Source organism: Streptomyces sp. NPDC059850, assembly GCF_042731515.1.
In the GTDB taxonomy this organism is placed as follows: Bacteria; Actinomycetota; Actinomycetes; order Streptomycetales; family Streptomycetaceae; genus Streptomyces.
Map to the genome: position 1 here is coordinate 1 of NZ_JBHWJI010000105.1, position 13,954 is coordinate 13,954.

Annotated in this window: 13 protein-coding genes; 11 read left to right on the forward strand and 2 right to left on the reverse strand. The window is 70.0% G+C overall.

The features are described from left to right. Positions 1-81 precede the first annotated feature (81 nt). From ACFV9T_RS41455 to ACFV9T_RS41480, 6 genes are read left to right on the forward strand one after another with little or no spacing between them, the layout of a single operon-like run. Positions 82-1,080 (forward strand): ABC transporter permease, encoded by a 999-nt coding sequence (locus ACFV9T_RS41455; protein WP_385448769.1) that lies wholly within the window; start codon positions 82-84, stop codon positions 1,078-1,080. Continuing rightward, positions 1,077-2,207 (forward strand): ABC transporter ATP-binding protein, encoded by a 1,131-nt coding sequence (locus ACFV9T_RS41460; protein WP_385448771.1) that lies wholly within the window; start codon positions 1,077-1,079, stop codon positions 2,205-2,207. Before ACFV9T_RS41455 ends, ACFV9T_RS41460 begins: the two co-directional genes overlap by 4 nt. A gap of 56 nt (positions 2,208-2,263) precedes the next feature. Then, positions 2,264-3,337 carry an ABC transporter ATP-binding protein gene (locus ACFV9T_RS41465; RefSeq protein WP_385448795.1) on the forward strand — a complete coding sequence of 358 codons (1,074 nt, stop codon included), beginning with the start codon at positions 2,264-2,266 and terminating at the stop codon, positions 3,335-3,337. 41 nt (positions 3,338-3,378) lie between these two features. Beyond that, positions 3,379-4,038, forward strand: a complete 660-nt coding sequence (locus tag ACFV9T_RS41470) for a trimeric intracellular cation channel family protein (protein ID WP_385448772.1) — start codon at positions 3,379-3,381, stop codon at positions 4,036-4,038. Between the two features lie 47 nt (positions 4,039-4,085). Then, positions 4,086-4,415, forward strand: a complete 330-nt coding sequence (locus ACFV9T_RS41475) for an ArsR/SmtB family transcription factor (protein WP_385448774.1) — start codon at positions 4,086-4,088, stop codon at positions 4,413-4,415. Continuing rightward, positions 4,412-5,287 (forward strand): SRPBCC family protein, encoded by an 876-nt coding sequence (locus ACFV9T_RS41480; protein WP_385448776.1) that lies wholly within the window; start codon positions 4,412-4,414, stop codon positions 5,285-5,287. The genes ACFV9T_RS41475 and ACFV9T_RS41480 overlap by 4 nt, the downstream gene beginning before the upstream one ends. 148 nt (positions 5,288-5,435) lie before the next feature. Here ACFV9T_RS41480 and ACFV9T_RS41485 read toward each other — a convergent pair whose 3' ends face one another. Further along, complete coding sequence (locus ACFV9T_RS41485) at positions 5,436-6,275, reverse strand: alpha/beta fold hydrolase (RefSeq protein WP_385448778.1); 840 nt, start codon at positions 6,273-6,275, stop codon at positions 5,436-5,438. A 91-nt stretch (positions 6,276-6,366) separates the two neighbouring features. On the opposite strand from ACFV9T_RS41485, the gene ACFV9T_RS41490 reads away from it, so the two are divergent. Then, a complete protein-coding gene (locus ACFV9T_RS41490; protein WP_385448780.1) occupies positions 6,367-7,536 on the forward strand; it encodes a cysteine desulfurase family protein in 1,170 nt (389 codons plus the stop codon). 175 nt (positions 7,537-7,711) lie between these two features. Continuing rightward, positions 7,712-9,064: a hypothetical protein gene (locus tag ACFV9T_RS41495; protein WP_385448783.1), complete on the forward strand. Its 1,353-nt coding sequence runs from the start codon at positions 7,712-7,714 to the stop codon at positions 9,062-9,064. An 18-nt stretch (positions 9,065-9,082) separates the two neighbouring features. Here the strand turns inward: ACFV9T_RS41495 and ACFV9T_RS41500 are convergent, their stop codons facing one another. Further along, on the reverse strand, positions 9,083-9,802 hold the full coding sequence (locus ACFV9T_RS41500; RefSeq protein WP_385448786.1) for an N-acetylmuramoyl-L-alanine amidase: 720 nt from the start codon (positions 9,800-9,802) through the stop codon (positions 9,083-9,085). A gap of 111 nt (positions 9,803-9,913) precedes the next feature. On the opposite strand from ACFV9T_RS41500, the gene ACFV9T_RS41505 reads away from it, so the two are divergent. The 3 genes from ACFV9T_RS41505 (at position 9,914) to ACFV9T_RS41515 (ending at position 13,889) form a co-directional block, all read left to right on the forward strand. Further along, positions 9,914-10,825 carry a TIGR03619 family F420-dependent LLM class oxidoreductase gene (locus ACFV9T_RS41505; protein ID WP_385448789.1) on the forward strand — a complete coding sequence of 304 codons (912 nt, stop codon included), beginning with the start codon at positions 9,914-9,916 and terminating at the stop codon, positions 10,823-10,825. Between the two features lie 73 nt (positions 10,826-10,898). After that, entirely contained in the window at positions 10,899-12,053 is a 1,155-nt protein-coding gene (gene mnmA, locus ACFV9T_RS41510; RefSeq protein WP_385448792.1) for a tRNA 2-thiouridine(34) synthase MnmA, read from the forward strand. A gap of 348 nt (positions 12,054-12,401) precedes the next feature. Then, on the forward strand, positions 12,402-13,889 hold the full coding sequence (locus ACFV9T_RS41515) for a methyltransferase domain-containing protein (RefSeq protein WP_385448798.1): 1,488 nt from the start codon (positions 12,402-12,404) through the stop codon (positions 13,887-13,889). Positions 13,890-13,954 lie beyond the last annotated feature (65 nt).

The window sequence follows — 13,954 nt, forward strand, 5'->3', positions numbered from 1 at the left end:
GGGGGGGGGGGGGGGGGGGGGGGGGGGGCCGCCGCCCGCCGCGCGCCGCCGCCCCCCCCCACCGCCACCGGGCCGCGCACAGTGCTTGCTTACGTCATCCGGCGCTTGTTCGCCGTCGTCATGATGCTGCTGGTCGTCACGCTCACGACCTTCGCCATCTTCTTCGTGATCCCGAAGTGGGCCGGTTCCGACCCGGCGCTGCTCTTCGTCGGCAAACAGGCCGACCCCGAGGCCATCGAGGGCATCAGGACGAAGCTGGGGCTCAGCGATCCGCTTCTGCTGCAGTTCTGGCACTTCGTCGAGGGCCTGTTCGTCGGCCGCGACTACGCCAACGGTGCCGATGTCACCCACTGCGCGAGGCCCTGCTTCGGCTACTCCTTCCGCACCGAGCAGGCGGTGTGGCCGCAGCTGACCGACGCCATGCCGGTCACCCTCTCGCTCGCCGCGGGCGCCTGCCTGCTGTGGCTGGTCGGCGGCATCACCACGGGTGTCGTCTCCGCGCTGCGCCGGGGCACCCTGTGGGACCGCTCGGCGATGACCACCGCGCTCGCCGGTGTCTCGCTGCCGATCTACTTCACCGGTCTGCTCTCGCTGGCGATCTTCAGTTACCAGCTGAAGTGGGTCGACGTGGACTACAAGGGGCTCGGCGACGACCCCGCCAAGTGGTTCGAGTCCCTGATCCTGCCGTGGATCACGCTCGCGTTCCTCTACGCCGCCATGTACGCCCGGCTCACCCGCGCCACCATGCTGGAGATCATGGGCGAGGACTACATCCGCACCGCCCGCGCCAAGGGGCTGCGGGAGCGGGTGGTCATCGGGCGGCACGCGATGCGTTCCACCTGGACCCCGATCCTCACCCTGCTCGGCCTGGACCTGGGCGCGCTGCTCGGCGGCGCGGTGCTCACCGAGAGCACGTACAACCTGCCCGGCCTCGGGCGGCTCGCGGTGAACGCGATCAGCGACAAGGACCTCCCGGTCATCCTGGGCGTCACCCTGATCGCCGCGTTGTGCATCGTGCTCGCCAACCTCGTCGTGGACCTCCTGTACGCCGTCATCGACCCACGAGTGAGGCTCGGATGACCGATCTGAACAAGCCCGAGACCGCCGTGGCGGAACCCTCGACCACGGTGGTCGGCGAGGTGGCCGAGGCCGGTTCGGCCGCCCCGAAGGCCTTCCTCGAAGTCCGCGACCTGCGGGTCCACTTCCCGACCGACGACGGTCTGGTGAAGTCCGTGGACGGGCTCAGCTTCCGGCTGGAGAAGGGCAAGACCCTCGGCATCGTCGGCGAGTCCGGCTCCGGCAAGTCCGTGACCTCGCTCGGCATCATGGGGCTGCACACCGCCGGGCAGTACGGCCGCCGCAAGGCCCGGATCTCCGGCGAGATCTGGCTGAACGGGCAGGAGCTGCTGGGCGCCGACCCCGACGAGGTGCGCAAGCTGCGCGGCCGCGAGATGTCGATGATCTTCCAGGATCCGCTGTCGGCGCTGCACCCGTACTACACGATCGGCCGCCAGATCACCGAGGCGTACCAGGTCCACCACGACGTCAGCAAGGACGTCGCCCGCAAGCGCGCGGTCGAGATGCTCGACCGGGTCGGCATCCCGCAGCCGGACAAGCGGGTGGACAGCTATCCGCACGAGTTCTCCGGCGGCATGCGGCAGCGCGCGATGATCGCGATGTCGCTGGTCAACAACCCCGAGCTGCTGATCGCCGACGAGCCGACCACCGCGCTCGACGTCACCGTCCAGGCGCAGATCCTCGACCTCATCCGGGATCTGCAGAAGGAGTTCGGCTCGGCGGTCATCGTCATCACCCACGACCTGGGCGTCGTCGCCGAACTCGCCGACGACCTGCTGGTGATGTACGGCGGCCGGTGCGTCGAGCGGGGACCGGCCGAGAAGGTCTTCTACGAGCCCCAGCACCCGTACACCTGGGGCCTGCTCGGCTCGATGCCCCGTATCGACCGCGACCAGACCGACCGGCTGATCCCGGTCAAGGGCTCCCCGCCCAGCCTGATCAACGTGCCGTCCGGCTGCGCCTTCCACCCGCGCTGCCCGTACGCCGACGTCCCCGAGGGCGGGATCACCCGCACCGAGCGGCCGGAGCTGCGGGTGGTTCCGGGCGCGGCCGGGCACTTCTCCGCCTGTCATATGGCGCAGGAGGACCGTACGCGGATCTGGACCGAAGAGATTGCGCCGAAGCTGTGACGGACACGAAGGGCCCTCAGGGCACGCAGGCCACGAAGGCCACGAAGGACACGAAGATGACGGTCCCGGAGCAGACGGTCCCGGAGCAGGCGGCCACCACGCCCGAGCCCCTGCTCACGGTGTCCGGCCTGGTCAAGCACTTCCCCATCAAGAAGGGGCTGCTGCAGCGGCAGAGCGGCGCGGTGCAGGCGGTCGACGGCCTCGACTTCGACGTGCGCCAGGGGGAGACCCTGGGCGTGGTCGGCGAGTCGGGCTGCGGCAAGTCCACCATGGGACGGCTGATCACCCGGCTGCTCGAACCGACCTCCGGGAAGATCGAGTTCCAGGGCGAGGACATCACGCATCTGGGCACCGCCGCGATGCGTCCGATGCGCCGCGACGTCCAGATGATCTTCCAGGATCCGTACTCCTCGCTGAACCCCCGGCATACGGTCGGCGCGATCGTCAGCGCGCCCTTCAAGCTTCAGGGCGTCACCCCGGAGGGCGGCATCAAGGCGGAGGTGCAGCGGCTGCTGGCGCTGGTCGGCCTCAACCCCGAGCACTACAACCGCTATCCGCACGAGTTCTCCGGCGGCCAGCGGCAGCGCATCGGCATCGCCCGCGCGCTCGCCCTCAAGCCCAAGCTGGTCGTCGCGGACGAACCGGTCTCCGCGCTGGACGTCTCCATCCAGGCCCAGGTGGTCAACCTGCTGGACGACCTCCAGGACGAGCTGGGGCTGACGTACGTGATCATCGCGCACGACCTGTCCGTCATCCGGCACGTCTCGGACCGGATCGCGGTGATGTACCTCGGGAAGATCGTCGAACTGGCCGACCGCCGCGCCCTGTACGAGACCCCGATGCACCCGTACACCAAGGCACTGCTCTCCGCCGTGCCCGTGCCGGACCCCCGGCGGCGCGCCCAGCGCGAGCGGATCCTGCTCAAGGGCGACGTCCCCTCGCCGATCTCGCCGCCGTCCGGCTGCCGCTTCCACACCCGGTGCTGGAAGGCGACCGAGGTGTGCAAGCGGGAGGAACCGCCCCTGGTGGCGCTCGCCACCGGCCACCAGGTGGCCTGCCACCACCCGGAGAACGGACCGGAGCATGTCGCCGGACCGGTGCGGAGCGCGACGAAGAAGACCGAGAGCTGAGACGGGCCGGGGCCGGTGGCCCCGGCTGCTAACAATGTCGGGTGCTCATCGAACTGGTCACCCCGTCCGTCCAGCACGCGTTCGAAGTCATCGGGATCTTCGTCTTCGCGATATCCGGTGCGCTGCTCGCGGTGCGCAAGAACTTCGATGTCTTCGGCATGGCGGTGCTCGCCGAGGCCACCGCGCTGGGCGGCGGGGTGTTCCGGGACCTGGTGATCGGCGCGGTGCCGCCAGCCGCCTTCACCGACCTCGCCTACTTCTTCACCCCGCTCGTCGCCACCGTCATCGTCTTCTTCCTGCATCCGCAGGTCGAGCGGATCACCCGCGCGGTGGGCGTCTTCGACGCGGCCGGGCTCGGGCTGTTCTGCGTCGAGGGGACCGTCAAGGCACATCAGCACGGGCTCGGCCTCACCTCGTCCGTCACCCTCGGCATGGCGACGGCGGTCGGCGGCGGCGTGCTGCGCGACGTCCTCGCCCATGAAGTGCCGTCGCTGCTGCGCTGGGACCGGGACCTGTACGCCGTACCGGCCATCGTCGGCGCGTCCATAGCCGCGCTGCTCCTCCACCTCGACGCGCTGACCGGGGCGACGAGCGCGCTCGCGGCGGTCGTGGCGTTCGCGGCGCGGCTGGCGGCGATGCGGTACGGGTGGCGGGCGCCGAGGGCGTGGAACCGGCGCAGCACGGCGACGGAGGAGCCGTAGCCATGCATCCCCTTGCAGCTATATAACCGCGAAGCTATATTCACCGCATGCCCATACCGTTCGACGTACTGGCGGAGCCGAGCCGACGGCAGATCCTGGACCTCCTCCTGGAGCGCCCCCGCCTGGTCGGCGAGCTGACCGACCAGCTGGGCCTGACCCAGCCCGGCACCTCCAAGCACCTGCGGGTGCTGCGCGAGGCGGGGCTGGTGCGGGTGCGCCGGGACGCCCAGCGGCGGTGGTACGAGCTGTGCCCCGAACCGCTGGCCGAGATCGACGCCTGGCTCGCCCCGTACCGGCGGCTGTGGACGAACAGCCTGGACGCCCTGGAACGCCACCTCGCCACGATGCCCGAAGCCGATGACGGAGACTCCCCATGAAGGACACCCTGAGCCAGCCCGGAGGCGGCCGCTCCGCTCTCCGCCTGGAGCGCCGGATCGCCCACTCCCCGGAGAAGGTCTGGCAGGCCCTGACCGACCCGGCCGAGCTGGCCCACTGGTTCCCGTCCGAGGTTCAGGTGGACCTCAGGGCCGGGGGCCGGATGGGCTTCGTCTTCCCCGGCCGGGAGGCCCCCGACATGGAGGGCGTGATCACCGAGCTGGACCCGCCCCATGTCTTCGCGTTCACCTGGGGCGAGGACCAGCTCCGCTGGGAGCTGCGCCCCGATGGCGAGGGCTGTCTGCTGACCCTCACCCACACCTTCGGTGACCGCTTCGGCGCCGCGAGCTTCGCCTCCGGCTGGCACGCCTGCATCACGGCCCTGGCCGCGCTGCTGGACGGCGAGAAGGCGGCCCCGGGGGACATGGCCGAGCTGCACGAGTCGTACGTCGAGGCGTTCGGCCTGGCCGAGGGCGCGGTGGAGACCACCGAGGACGGCGGCTGGCGGCTGCGCTTCGAGCGCCAGCTCGTACGCCCCGCCGAAACGGTCTGGCAGGCCCTGGCGGGGAAAACCGGCGCACCGCCCCTCATCGCTGGCGACCCCGTCCCCTACGGATTCCGCACGGACGCCGTAGAGGCGGGCCCGATCACCGAGGCCGAGGCACCCCGCACCCTCGCCTACACCTGGAAACGCGAGGGCCGCCCCGCGGGCCAGGTCCACTGGCACCTGACCGAGGGCACGGGCCACGGAGCCCGCCTGATCCTCACCCAAACCGGCCCCCCGAACACGGAGGCGGACCGCACCGCAGCCCTGACCTCCTGGCGCCACCACATCACCCTCCTGGCCGCCAAGTTGCTGCGCATGCGGGGCTGACGATTCGGCCTGTCCGGCGCGTGAGGCCCGGCCCCGTCGCGCCCGGCCCCCACTACCCAGACTGTCCGGCGATTGAGGACCGGGGTCCGGGGCGGAGCCCCGGTTTCGGGAAGGGGTGGGGTGGGGGCCAGCCCGCCGCAGGTGCACCTCACCCCTCGGCGAGGAACCCGCTCAGCACCGCCGTCAGCTCCGCCGGAGCGTCCTCCTGCACCAAATGCCCCGCGCCCTCGATCAGCCGCACCCGCGCCCCCGGAATCCGGTCGGCCAGCTGGTGGGCGCGCTCGACCGGAATCCACGAGTCCTCGGTGCCCCAGCACACCAGCACCGGAAGCGCGATCTCCCCGTACCGCGCCTCGATCTCATCGGTGAACCGCTGATCGTTCTGCGCGATCTGCCGATAGAACGCGGGCTGCCCCGCCTCCCCGCACCAGCTGTCGACGAGCCGCTCCAGTACGTCCGTACGCAGCCCCGGCGCGCTCGCCGAGCTGACGTACTCGCGCACCAGCGCCCGGTGCAGCGCCGGGGGCAGCTGCTCGAAGACCTCGCGGTGGCCGCCGAGCAGCCGGTAGGCGGGGGAGCCCCAGGGCGCGAGCGCGACCGGATCCACCAGCGCCAGCCGCCGGTAGCGCGCACCATGCAACAGATGCGCCCGCAACGCGACACACCCACCGAAGTCATGCGCCACAACGGCCGGTTCCGCCAGCCCCCAGTGGTCGAGCAGCTCAGCGAACACCCGCCCCTGCGCGGCCAGCGAGACGTCCTGCCCAGCGCGCATCTCGGACGCCCCATAGCCCGGCATGTCCCAGACGTACACCCGATACCGATCAGCAAGGGCCCGCGCGAAGGCCCGCCACACATACGAGGAGAACGGCGTGCCGTGCAGCAGCACAACCGGCGGAGCGTCCGCCGCGCCGAGCACGGCCCAGCGGACCTCCCCCGAGGAAGCGCTGCGATAGGTGCGATCCAGAACCCAGTCGGAGCGTGTCATGAGTAAAACTCTAGACGCTCCTTACCGAAGAAAAAAGCCCACCCACCACCGCCATCGCCCCCGCCCCCCGGCTCGTAGAATCGGGCCCACCATGGTTTATCTCGACCACGCCGCCACCACCCCGATGCTCCCGGAGGCGGTGCAGGCGATGACCGCCCAGCTCGCCGTCACCGGCAACGCCTCCTCGCTGCACGCCGCAGGACGGCGGGCCCGCCGTACCGTCGAGGAGTCGCGCGAATCCCTCGCCGACTCCCTGGGCGCGCGCCCGAGCGAGGTGGTCTTCACCTCGGGCGGTACCGAGGCCGACAACCTCGCCGTCAAGGGGCTCTACTGGTCCCGCCGCGACGCCGACCCGGCCCGCACCCGGCTGCTCGCCAGCCCCGTCGAGCACCACGCCGTGCTCGACGCGGTCGACTGGCTCGCCGAGCACGAGGGCGCCCGCGTCGAGTGGCTGCCGGTCGACCCGTACGGCCGCGTCCACCCCGACGCGCTGCGCGAGGCGATCGCCCGCGACCCCTCAGACGTCGCCCTCGCGACCGTCATGTGGGCCAACAACGAGATCGGCACCATCCAGCCGGTGCGCGAACTCGCCGACGTGGCAGCGGAGTACGGCGTTCCGATACACGCCGACGCCGTCCAGGCGGTCGGCCAGCTCGACGTCGATTTCGCCGCCTCCGGCCTGTCCGCCATGACCGTGAGCGCCCACAAGATAGGCGGCCCGTACGGCATCGGCGCGCTGCTGCTGGGCCGCGAGTACGCCCCCGTACCGGTTCTGCACGGCGGCGGCCAGGAGCGCCAGGTGCGCTCCGGCACCCTCGACGTCCCCGCCATAGCGTCCTTCGCCGTGGCCGGTACGCACGCCACCACCCACCGCGAGGAGTTCGCGCGCGAGATCGGCGCCCTGCGCGACGCGCTCATCACCGCCGTCCGCACCGCCGTCCCCGACGCGGTCCTCGGCGGCGACCCCGATCCGGCCGGGCGCCTCCCGGCCAACGCCCACTTCTCCTTCCCCGGCTGCGAGGGCGACTCGCTGCTCCTGCTGCTGGACGCGCGCGGCATCGCGTGCTCGACGGGCTCGGCCTGCACCGCCGGGGTCGCCCAGCCCAGCCACGTCGTGCTGGCCACCGGCACGGACGTGGACCTGGCGCGCGGCACCCTCCGCTTCTCGCTCGGCCATACGTCGACCAAGGCCGACATCGAAGCGGTGGCGGAGGCGATCGGCCCGGCCGTGGAGCGCGCACGCAGCGCGGGTCTGAGCTGATACTAACCGCAGAATTCCAACTGATCTCCCGGCCATTTCAAATAACCCACGGAACATCAAGCTCCGCTTGAAATCGCGAAGAGCGGTCGGCAAGGATCTACCCCGTCAACGGGCCCGGCATGCACGCAAAAAAGTGCGCCGGGCCTCTTAAACGGGGAAAAACGGGAGAACTCTGATGTCGCAGCGTTCGGGCCGCATGGCCTTGGCGACCGTGGTGGTAGGCGGTTTGGCATTCCTTTCCGCATGTGGGGGCGGCGACGACGGGGGTAAGGACGGCGGATCGTCCTCCCAGGGCGCCCAGGCGAAGACGCTGGGCAAGGTCAGCATGCCGAAAGTCACCAAGGACACCGAAGTCATGGGTATGTGGGTGACCGGCAAGAATTTTGTGAAGGGCGATATCGACAAAATCGTCGGATACTCTCCGGACGGTGCCAAAACCCAGTGGACGCTACCGCTCGACGGGGAGATCTGCTGGGCCTCGCCGCACACCACCAAGGATGGCCGCACCGCCGTGCTGTTCAAGGACGGCAAGGGCAGTGACGCCGAATGCACCCAGGTCGGCTTGGTCGACCTGAACAAGGGCGAGCTGGTCTGGCAGAAGGAGGGCACGGACACCGAGGGCAACGACGGCGTCGACTTCGACGAGGTCACGATCAGCGGTAACACCATCGCCGCCGGAGGCACCAGCGGCGGCGGCGCCTGGTCGCTGGACGGCAAGCCGCTGTGGAAGCCGGAGTACATCGCGGACTGCGACGACGACGGCTACGCGGGCGGCGACGGCAAGCTCGTCGCGCTGCACGGCTGCAGCAGCTTGGAATCCAGCACGGACAAGCTGGAGCTGCAGACCGTGGATCCGACGACCCGGAAGGTGCTGTCGACCTACAAGCTCGACGGGGAGTTCGAGCGTGCCCACGTCCTGTCCACCGCGCCCCTCGTCGTGGCCGCCGACACCGGCGACTCCGACGGCGGCAGCGGCGTCACCGACATCCTGACCATCGACGACAGCGGCAAGCAGGGCAAGCTGATCAACTCGATCGACGTCCTCGCCAAGGGCTTCCAGCCCGACTGCCCCGCCGTCAATGTGGAGGGCTGCAAGGACCTGGCCCTCGACAAGAAGAGCAGCACGGTCTATCTCTCCTCCGAGGTGGACGTGGACGACGGCGGCCCCGGCGAGAAGATCACCGGCGTGAACTTCGAGACCGGCAAGGAGACCGGCCGCACGAAGATGGCGGAGAGCAGGTCGCTGACCCCCATCAGCACCGAGAAGGACGGCTCGCTGATCGCCTACCAGGGCAGCATGTACAGCGAGGCGGGCGGCGTCGTGCGCGTCGACCCCAAGTCCTTCGAGGTCACGCAGGTCCAGAAGAACCCCGACGCCATGAAGGACGTGGAGTCGGACATGGAGACCTACGGCGACGCCCGGATGCTCTTCACCGACAAGAAGCTCTACGTCGGCAGCGACACGGCCACGCGGCCCACCAGCGACAGCAAGGACCGCCCGCTCGCCGTCGTCTTCGGCACGGCGTAAGCGGCAGCGCTAACGCGCTCACTTCGCGACCCGCACCGCCCGCACCAGCTCCAGATAGCGGTCCCAGTCCCAGTGGCGGCCGGGGTCGGTGTGGTCGGTGCCCGGCACCTCCGAGTGGGCCACGATGTGCTCGCGGTCCCGCTCCATCCCGTAGCGCTCGCAGATCGCGGCGGTCAGCCGGGCCGAGGACCGGTACATGGCGTCCGTGAAGTCCTGGGGACGGTCGACGAACCCCTCGTGCTCGATGCCCACGCTGCGCTCGTTGTACGAGCGGTTGCCCGCGTGGAAGCCCACGTCCAGCTCGCGGACCGTCTGCGCTATATGCCCGTCGCGGCGCACCACATAGTGCGCCGCGGCGCGGTGCCCGGGGTTCTGGAAGACCCTCAGCGCGTCCGCGTACGAGCCCTGCACGACATGGATCACCACCCGGTCCACCGTGTAGTCGTACGGCCGGTCGGCCTGCCGGTAGTTGGCCGTGGAGGCCGCCACCCAGTCCGCGCCCGGGTAGTCGACCGCGCCCTCCTCGCGCGGCTGCTGCGCCCCGGGCGCCCGCCACCACAGATGCCTCAGCTCGTCCCGCGCGGCGTATCCGGCGATCCCGGCCGCGCCCAGCCCGGCCGCCGTACCGCCGAGCAGCAGCGTGCGCCGGCTCACCTGGCGGCGCACGCCGCGGTTGGTCTCGTTCACGGAAGGCTCAACGCGCGGGCCCACGCCCTCGGTTCCGCCGCCGTGGATCATGGCGCGAACCGTATCCCGACGGGTAGCTGAATATTGAACTAACGGCGAGGATGCCCGCACCTCAAGGACCACGAGACCCTTGAGGACAACGAGCCCACGAGGAGCCGCCCTATGCGCATCGGGTTCACCCTTCCCCAGTTCGGTGAGCTGGCCCACCATCCGCAGCACGTCGCACGGTTCGCCCGGGAGGCCGAAGCCCTCGGCGCGGACAGCCTGTGGGTCGGCGACCGGCTGCTCGACCCGGTCGACCCGAAGGTCGGCTACGCCGGTACGGACGTGATCCCTCCGGAATTCCGCTCCGCCCTGGACCCCTTCGCCCTGCTGGCCGCCGCCGCCACGGCCACCGAACGCGTCCAGCTCGGCAGCAACGTCATCAACGCGCCCTGGTACCCGCCCGCGGTACTCGCCCGCTCCCTCACCAGCATCGACCTGCTGAGCGCGGGGCGGCTGCTGGTGGGCCTCGGCACCGGCTGGTCGCCCGAGGAGTACGAGGCGTCGGGCATCCCCATGGCCGAGCGCGGCCGCCGCCTGGACGAATGCCTGGACATCCTCACCGCCTGGTGGACGCGGAATCCGGTCGAGTACCGAGGCGAGCACTGGACCGTGCCCGCCAGCCATATCGACCTCAAGCCCGCCGCCCGCCCCCACCCGCCGGTCTACCTGGGCGCCTTCGCCCCGGCCGCGCTCACCCGGGCCGCCCGGCGCGCCGACGGCTGGCTGCCCATCGCGCCCGTCGGCCGGAAGTACGCCGGGAGCGACCCCATCGCCGACCTCGTCCGGAACCTGGCCGGAGTGCGGGAGACCGTCGAGAAGGAGGGACGGGATCCGGCCCGCTTCGACGCGATCCTCCGGGTCAACCCCGACGACGACGCCTCGGTCGAGGACATCGCGGCCACGATCGCGCGGGCGGAGCGGGAGGCGGGCCTCACGCACTGCTTCGTCGAGCTGTCCTATCTCGCGAAGGATGTCGAGCAGGCCCTTGACCTGGCCGGGCGCGTGCTGGAGCGGGCCCGCGCGAGCTGAGCGGCTGCTGAGCGGCCGCTGAGCGGCTAACCCGTTATTCGTTCCCCACGGAGCGAATTATGCTGGCTGGGTTATGACTGACTTCCCCGGTGCGCCCACAGGTCCCCGCGACGGCCGTCGCCTCCGCGTCCTCGCCGCCATGTCCGGCGGCGTGGACTCGGCGGTCGCCGCCGCGCGGGCGGCCGAGGCGGGCCACGATGTGACCGGCGTCCACCTCGCGCTCTCCGCCAACCCGCAATCCTTCCGCACCGGCGCCCGCGGCTGTTGCACGATCGAGGACTCGCGGGACGCCCGCCGGGCCGCCGATGTGATCGGCATCCCGTTCTACGTATGGGACCTGGCCGAGCGGTTCCGCGAGGACGTGGTCGAGGACTTCATCGCGGAGTACGAGGCGGGCCGCACCCCCAACCCCTGCCTGCGCTGCAACGAGAAGATCAAGTTCGCCGCGCTGCTGGACAAGGCCCTCGCGCTCGGCTTCGACGCCGTGTGCACCGGCCACTACGCCACGGTCGTGCGCGACGACAGCGGCGCGCTGGAGCTGCACCGCGCCAGCGACATGGCCAAGGACCAGTCGTACGTCCTCGGCGTGCTGGACGAGCGGCAGCTCGCCCACGCCATGTTCCCCCTCGGCGACACCCTGACCACCAAGGACGAGATCCGCGCCGAGGCCGAGCGGCGGGGCCTCGCCGTAGCCAAGAAGCCCGACAGCCATGACATCTGCTTCATCGCGGACGGCGACACCCAGGGCTTCCTCGCCGGTCACCTCGGCACCGCCGAGGGCGACATCGTGGACGAGAGCGGCCACAAGCTCGGCACCCACGAGGGCGCGTACGGCTTCACCATCGGCCAGCGCAAGGGGCTGCGCATCGGTCACCCGGCGGCCGACGGCAAGCCGAGGTACGTGCTGGACATCTCCCCGGTGGACAACACGGTCACCGTCGGACCCGTCGAGGCCCTGGACGTCTCGGCGCTGGTCGCCGTCAAGCCCCGCTGGTGCGGCGCCGCCCCCACCGGCCCCGGCGCTTACACCGCCCAGCTCCGCGCTCACGGCGGCGAGACCGAGGTGACGGCCGAGCCGGTCGGCGCTGAGCTGCGGGTTTCCTTCGCCGAGCCGGTTCGTGGAGTGGCCCCCGGCCAGGCGATCGTCCTGTACGACGGCACCCGCGTCGTGGGCTCGGCGACCATCGCGGCGACGGAGCGGTCCCGCCCGGCCGTACAGCAGGCGTAACAGGGCCAAAGCACCAAAAACCCGCATAATTCGCATAAAGCCGTGTATTCCCGATTCGCCAGCCCCTGTTACTTTGTATTTACATACAATTTGACATCGCAGGTGGCATAGATCACGCGACTTCGGGGAGGCGAACCTCCGGACACGGGTGCCGTTGTCCGCTGTCTCAGCACCGGAGGTTTCGTTATTTCTGCGCGAGCGGTCCAGAAATTCGGAGACAATCCATTCGAGGTCAGGGACACCGATCACTACACCGAGGAGTACGTACCAAGCTTCGTTGAAAAATGGGATTCGCTCATCGACTGGGAAAAGCGAGCAGAAAGTGAGGGCACGTTCTTCATTGATCTCCTGCGGGAGCGTGGCGTAAAAAAGGTCCTCGACGTCGCCACCGGGACCGGTTTTCATTCGGTACGGCTTCTTGAAGCCGGGTTCGAGACCGCGAGCGTTGACGGAAGCGCCGAAATGCTTGCCCAGGCGTTCGACAACGGGCTCAAGCACGGCGAACACATCCTCCGCGTCGTCCAGGCCGACTGGCGCTGGCTCAACCGCGACGTGCACGGTCCGTACGACGCCATCGTCTGCCTCGGCAACTCCTTCACGCACCTCTTCTCGGAGCGTGACCGCCGAAAGGCTCTCGCCGAGTTCTACGCGATGCTGAAGCACGACGGCGTCCTCATCCTCGACCATCGCAACTACGACGCGATGCTCGATAACGGCTACACCAGCAAGCACGTGTACTACTACTGCGGCGAGGACGTCGCCGTTGAGCCGGAGCACGTCGACGAGGGACTGTGCCGCATGCGCTACAGCTTCCCCGACGAATCCGTCTACCACCTCAACATGTTTCCGCTGCGCAAGGACTACACGCGGCGGCTCATGCAGGAGGTCGGATTCCAGCGGATCGAGACGTACGGCGACTTCCAGCACACCTACCGGGAGGAGCAGCCCGACTTCTTCATCCATGTCGCGGAGAAGGAGTACATCGCGACGGACGACCCGTCCGGGGAATACTCCCCGGCCGTCGGCACCGCCCGCGACTACTACAACTCCTCCGACGCGGACGAGTTCTACTGGCGCGTCTGGGGCGGCGAGGACATCCACATCGGTGTCTACGACCGGGAGGACGAGCCGATCCCCGAGGCCAGCAGGCGCACCGTCGCCCGCATGGCGGGCCGCCTGGACCTCACCCCGGCGTCCACCGTCCTCGACCTCGGCTCGGGCTTCGGCGGCTCGGCGCGCTACCTCGCCGAGACGTACGGCTGCCGCGTCACCGCCCTGAACCTCAGCGAGGTGGAGAACGAGCGGCACCGCGCGATCAACGCCGAGCGCGGGCTCAGCGAGATCATCGAGGTGCTGGACGGCTCGTTCGAGCGGATCCCGCTGCCGGACAACAGCGTCGACGTGGTCTGGTCCCAGGACGCGTTCCTGCACAGCGGCAACCGCCGCCGCCCCCTGGAAGAGGCCGCCCGCGTCCTGCGCCCCGGCGGTCAGCTCATCTTCACCGACCCCATGGCGGCCAACGGCTGCCCGCTGGACGCCCTGCGGCCCATCCTGGACCGCATCCACCTCGACACCATGGGCTCCCCGGACTTCTACCGCCACGAACTGGCCCGCCTCGGCTTCACCGAGGTCGGCGGCGGCTTCGAGGAGCACCGCGAGCACCTGATCACGCACTACGCCCGGGTCCTGGAGGAGACCCGCCGCCAGGAGGCCGAAGGCCTGGCGGAACACGTCAGTGCCGACTACCTCGCCCACATGAAGAAAGGTCTCACCAACTGGGTCGAGGGCGGCAGGAAAAACCACGTGACGTGGGGCATCTTCCACTTCACCCGGTAGCCAGGTCCCTCCGGTAACCCGGTAACGGCCGGGGGGGGGGCCGCGCCCGCCCCCCGCCCCCGGTA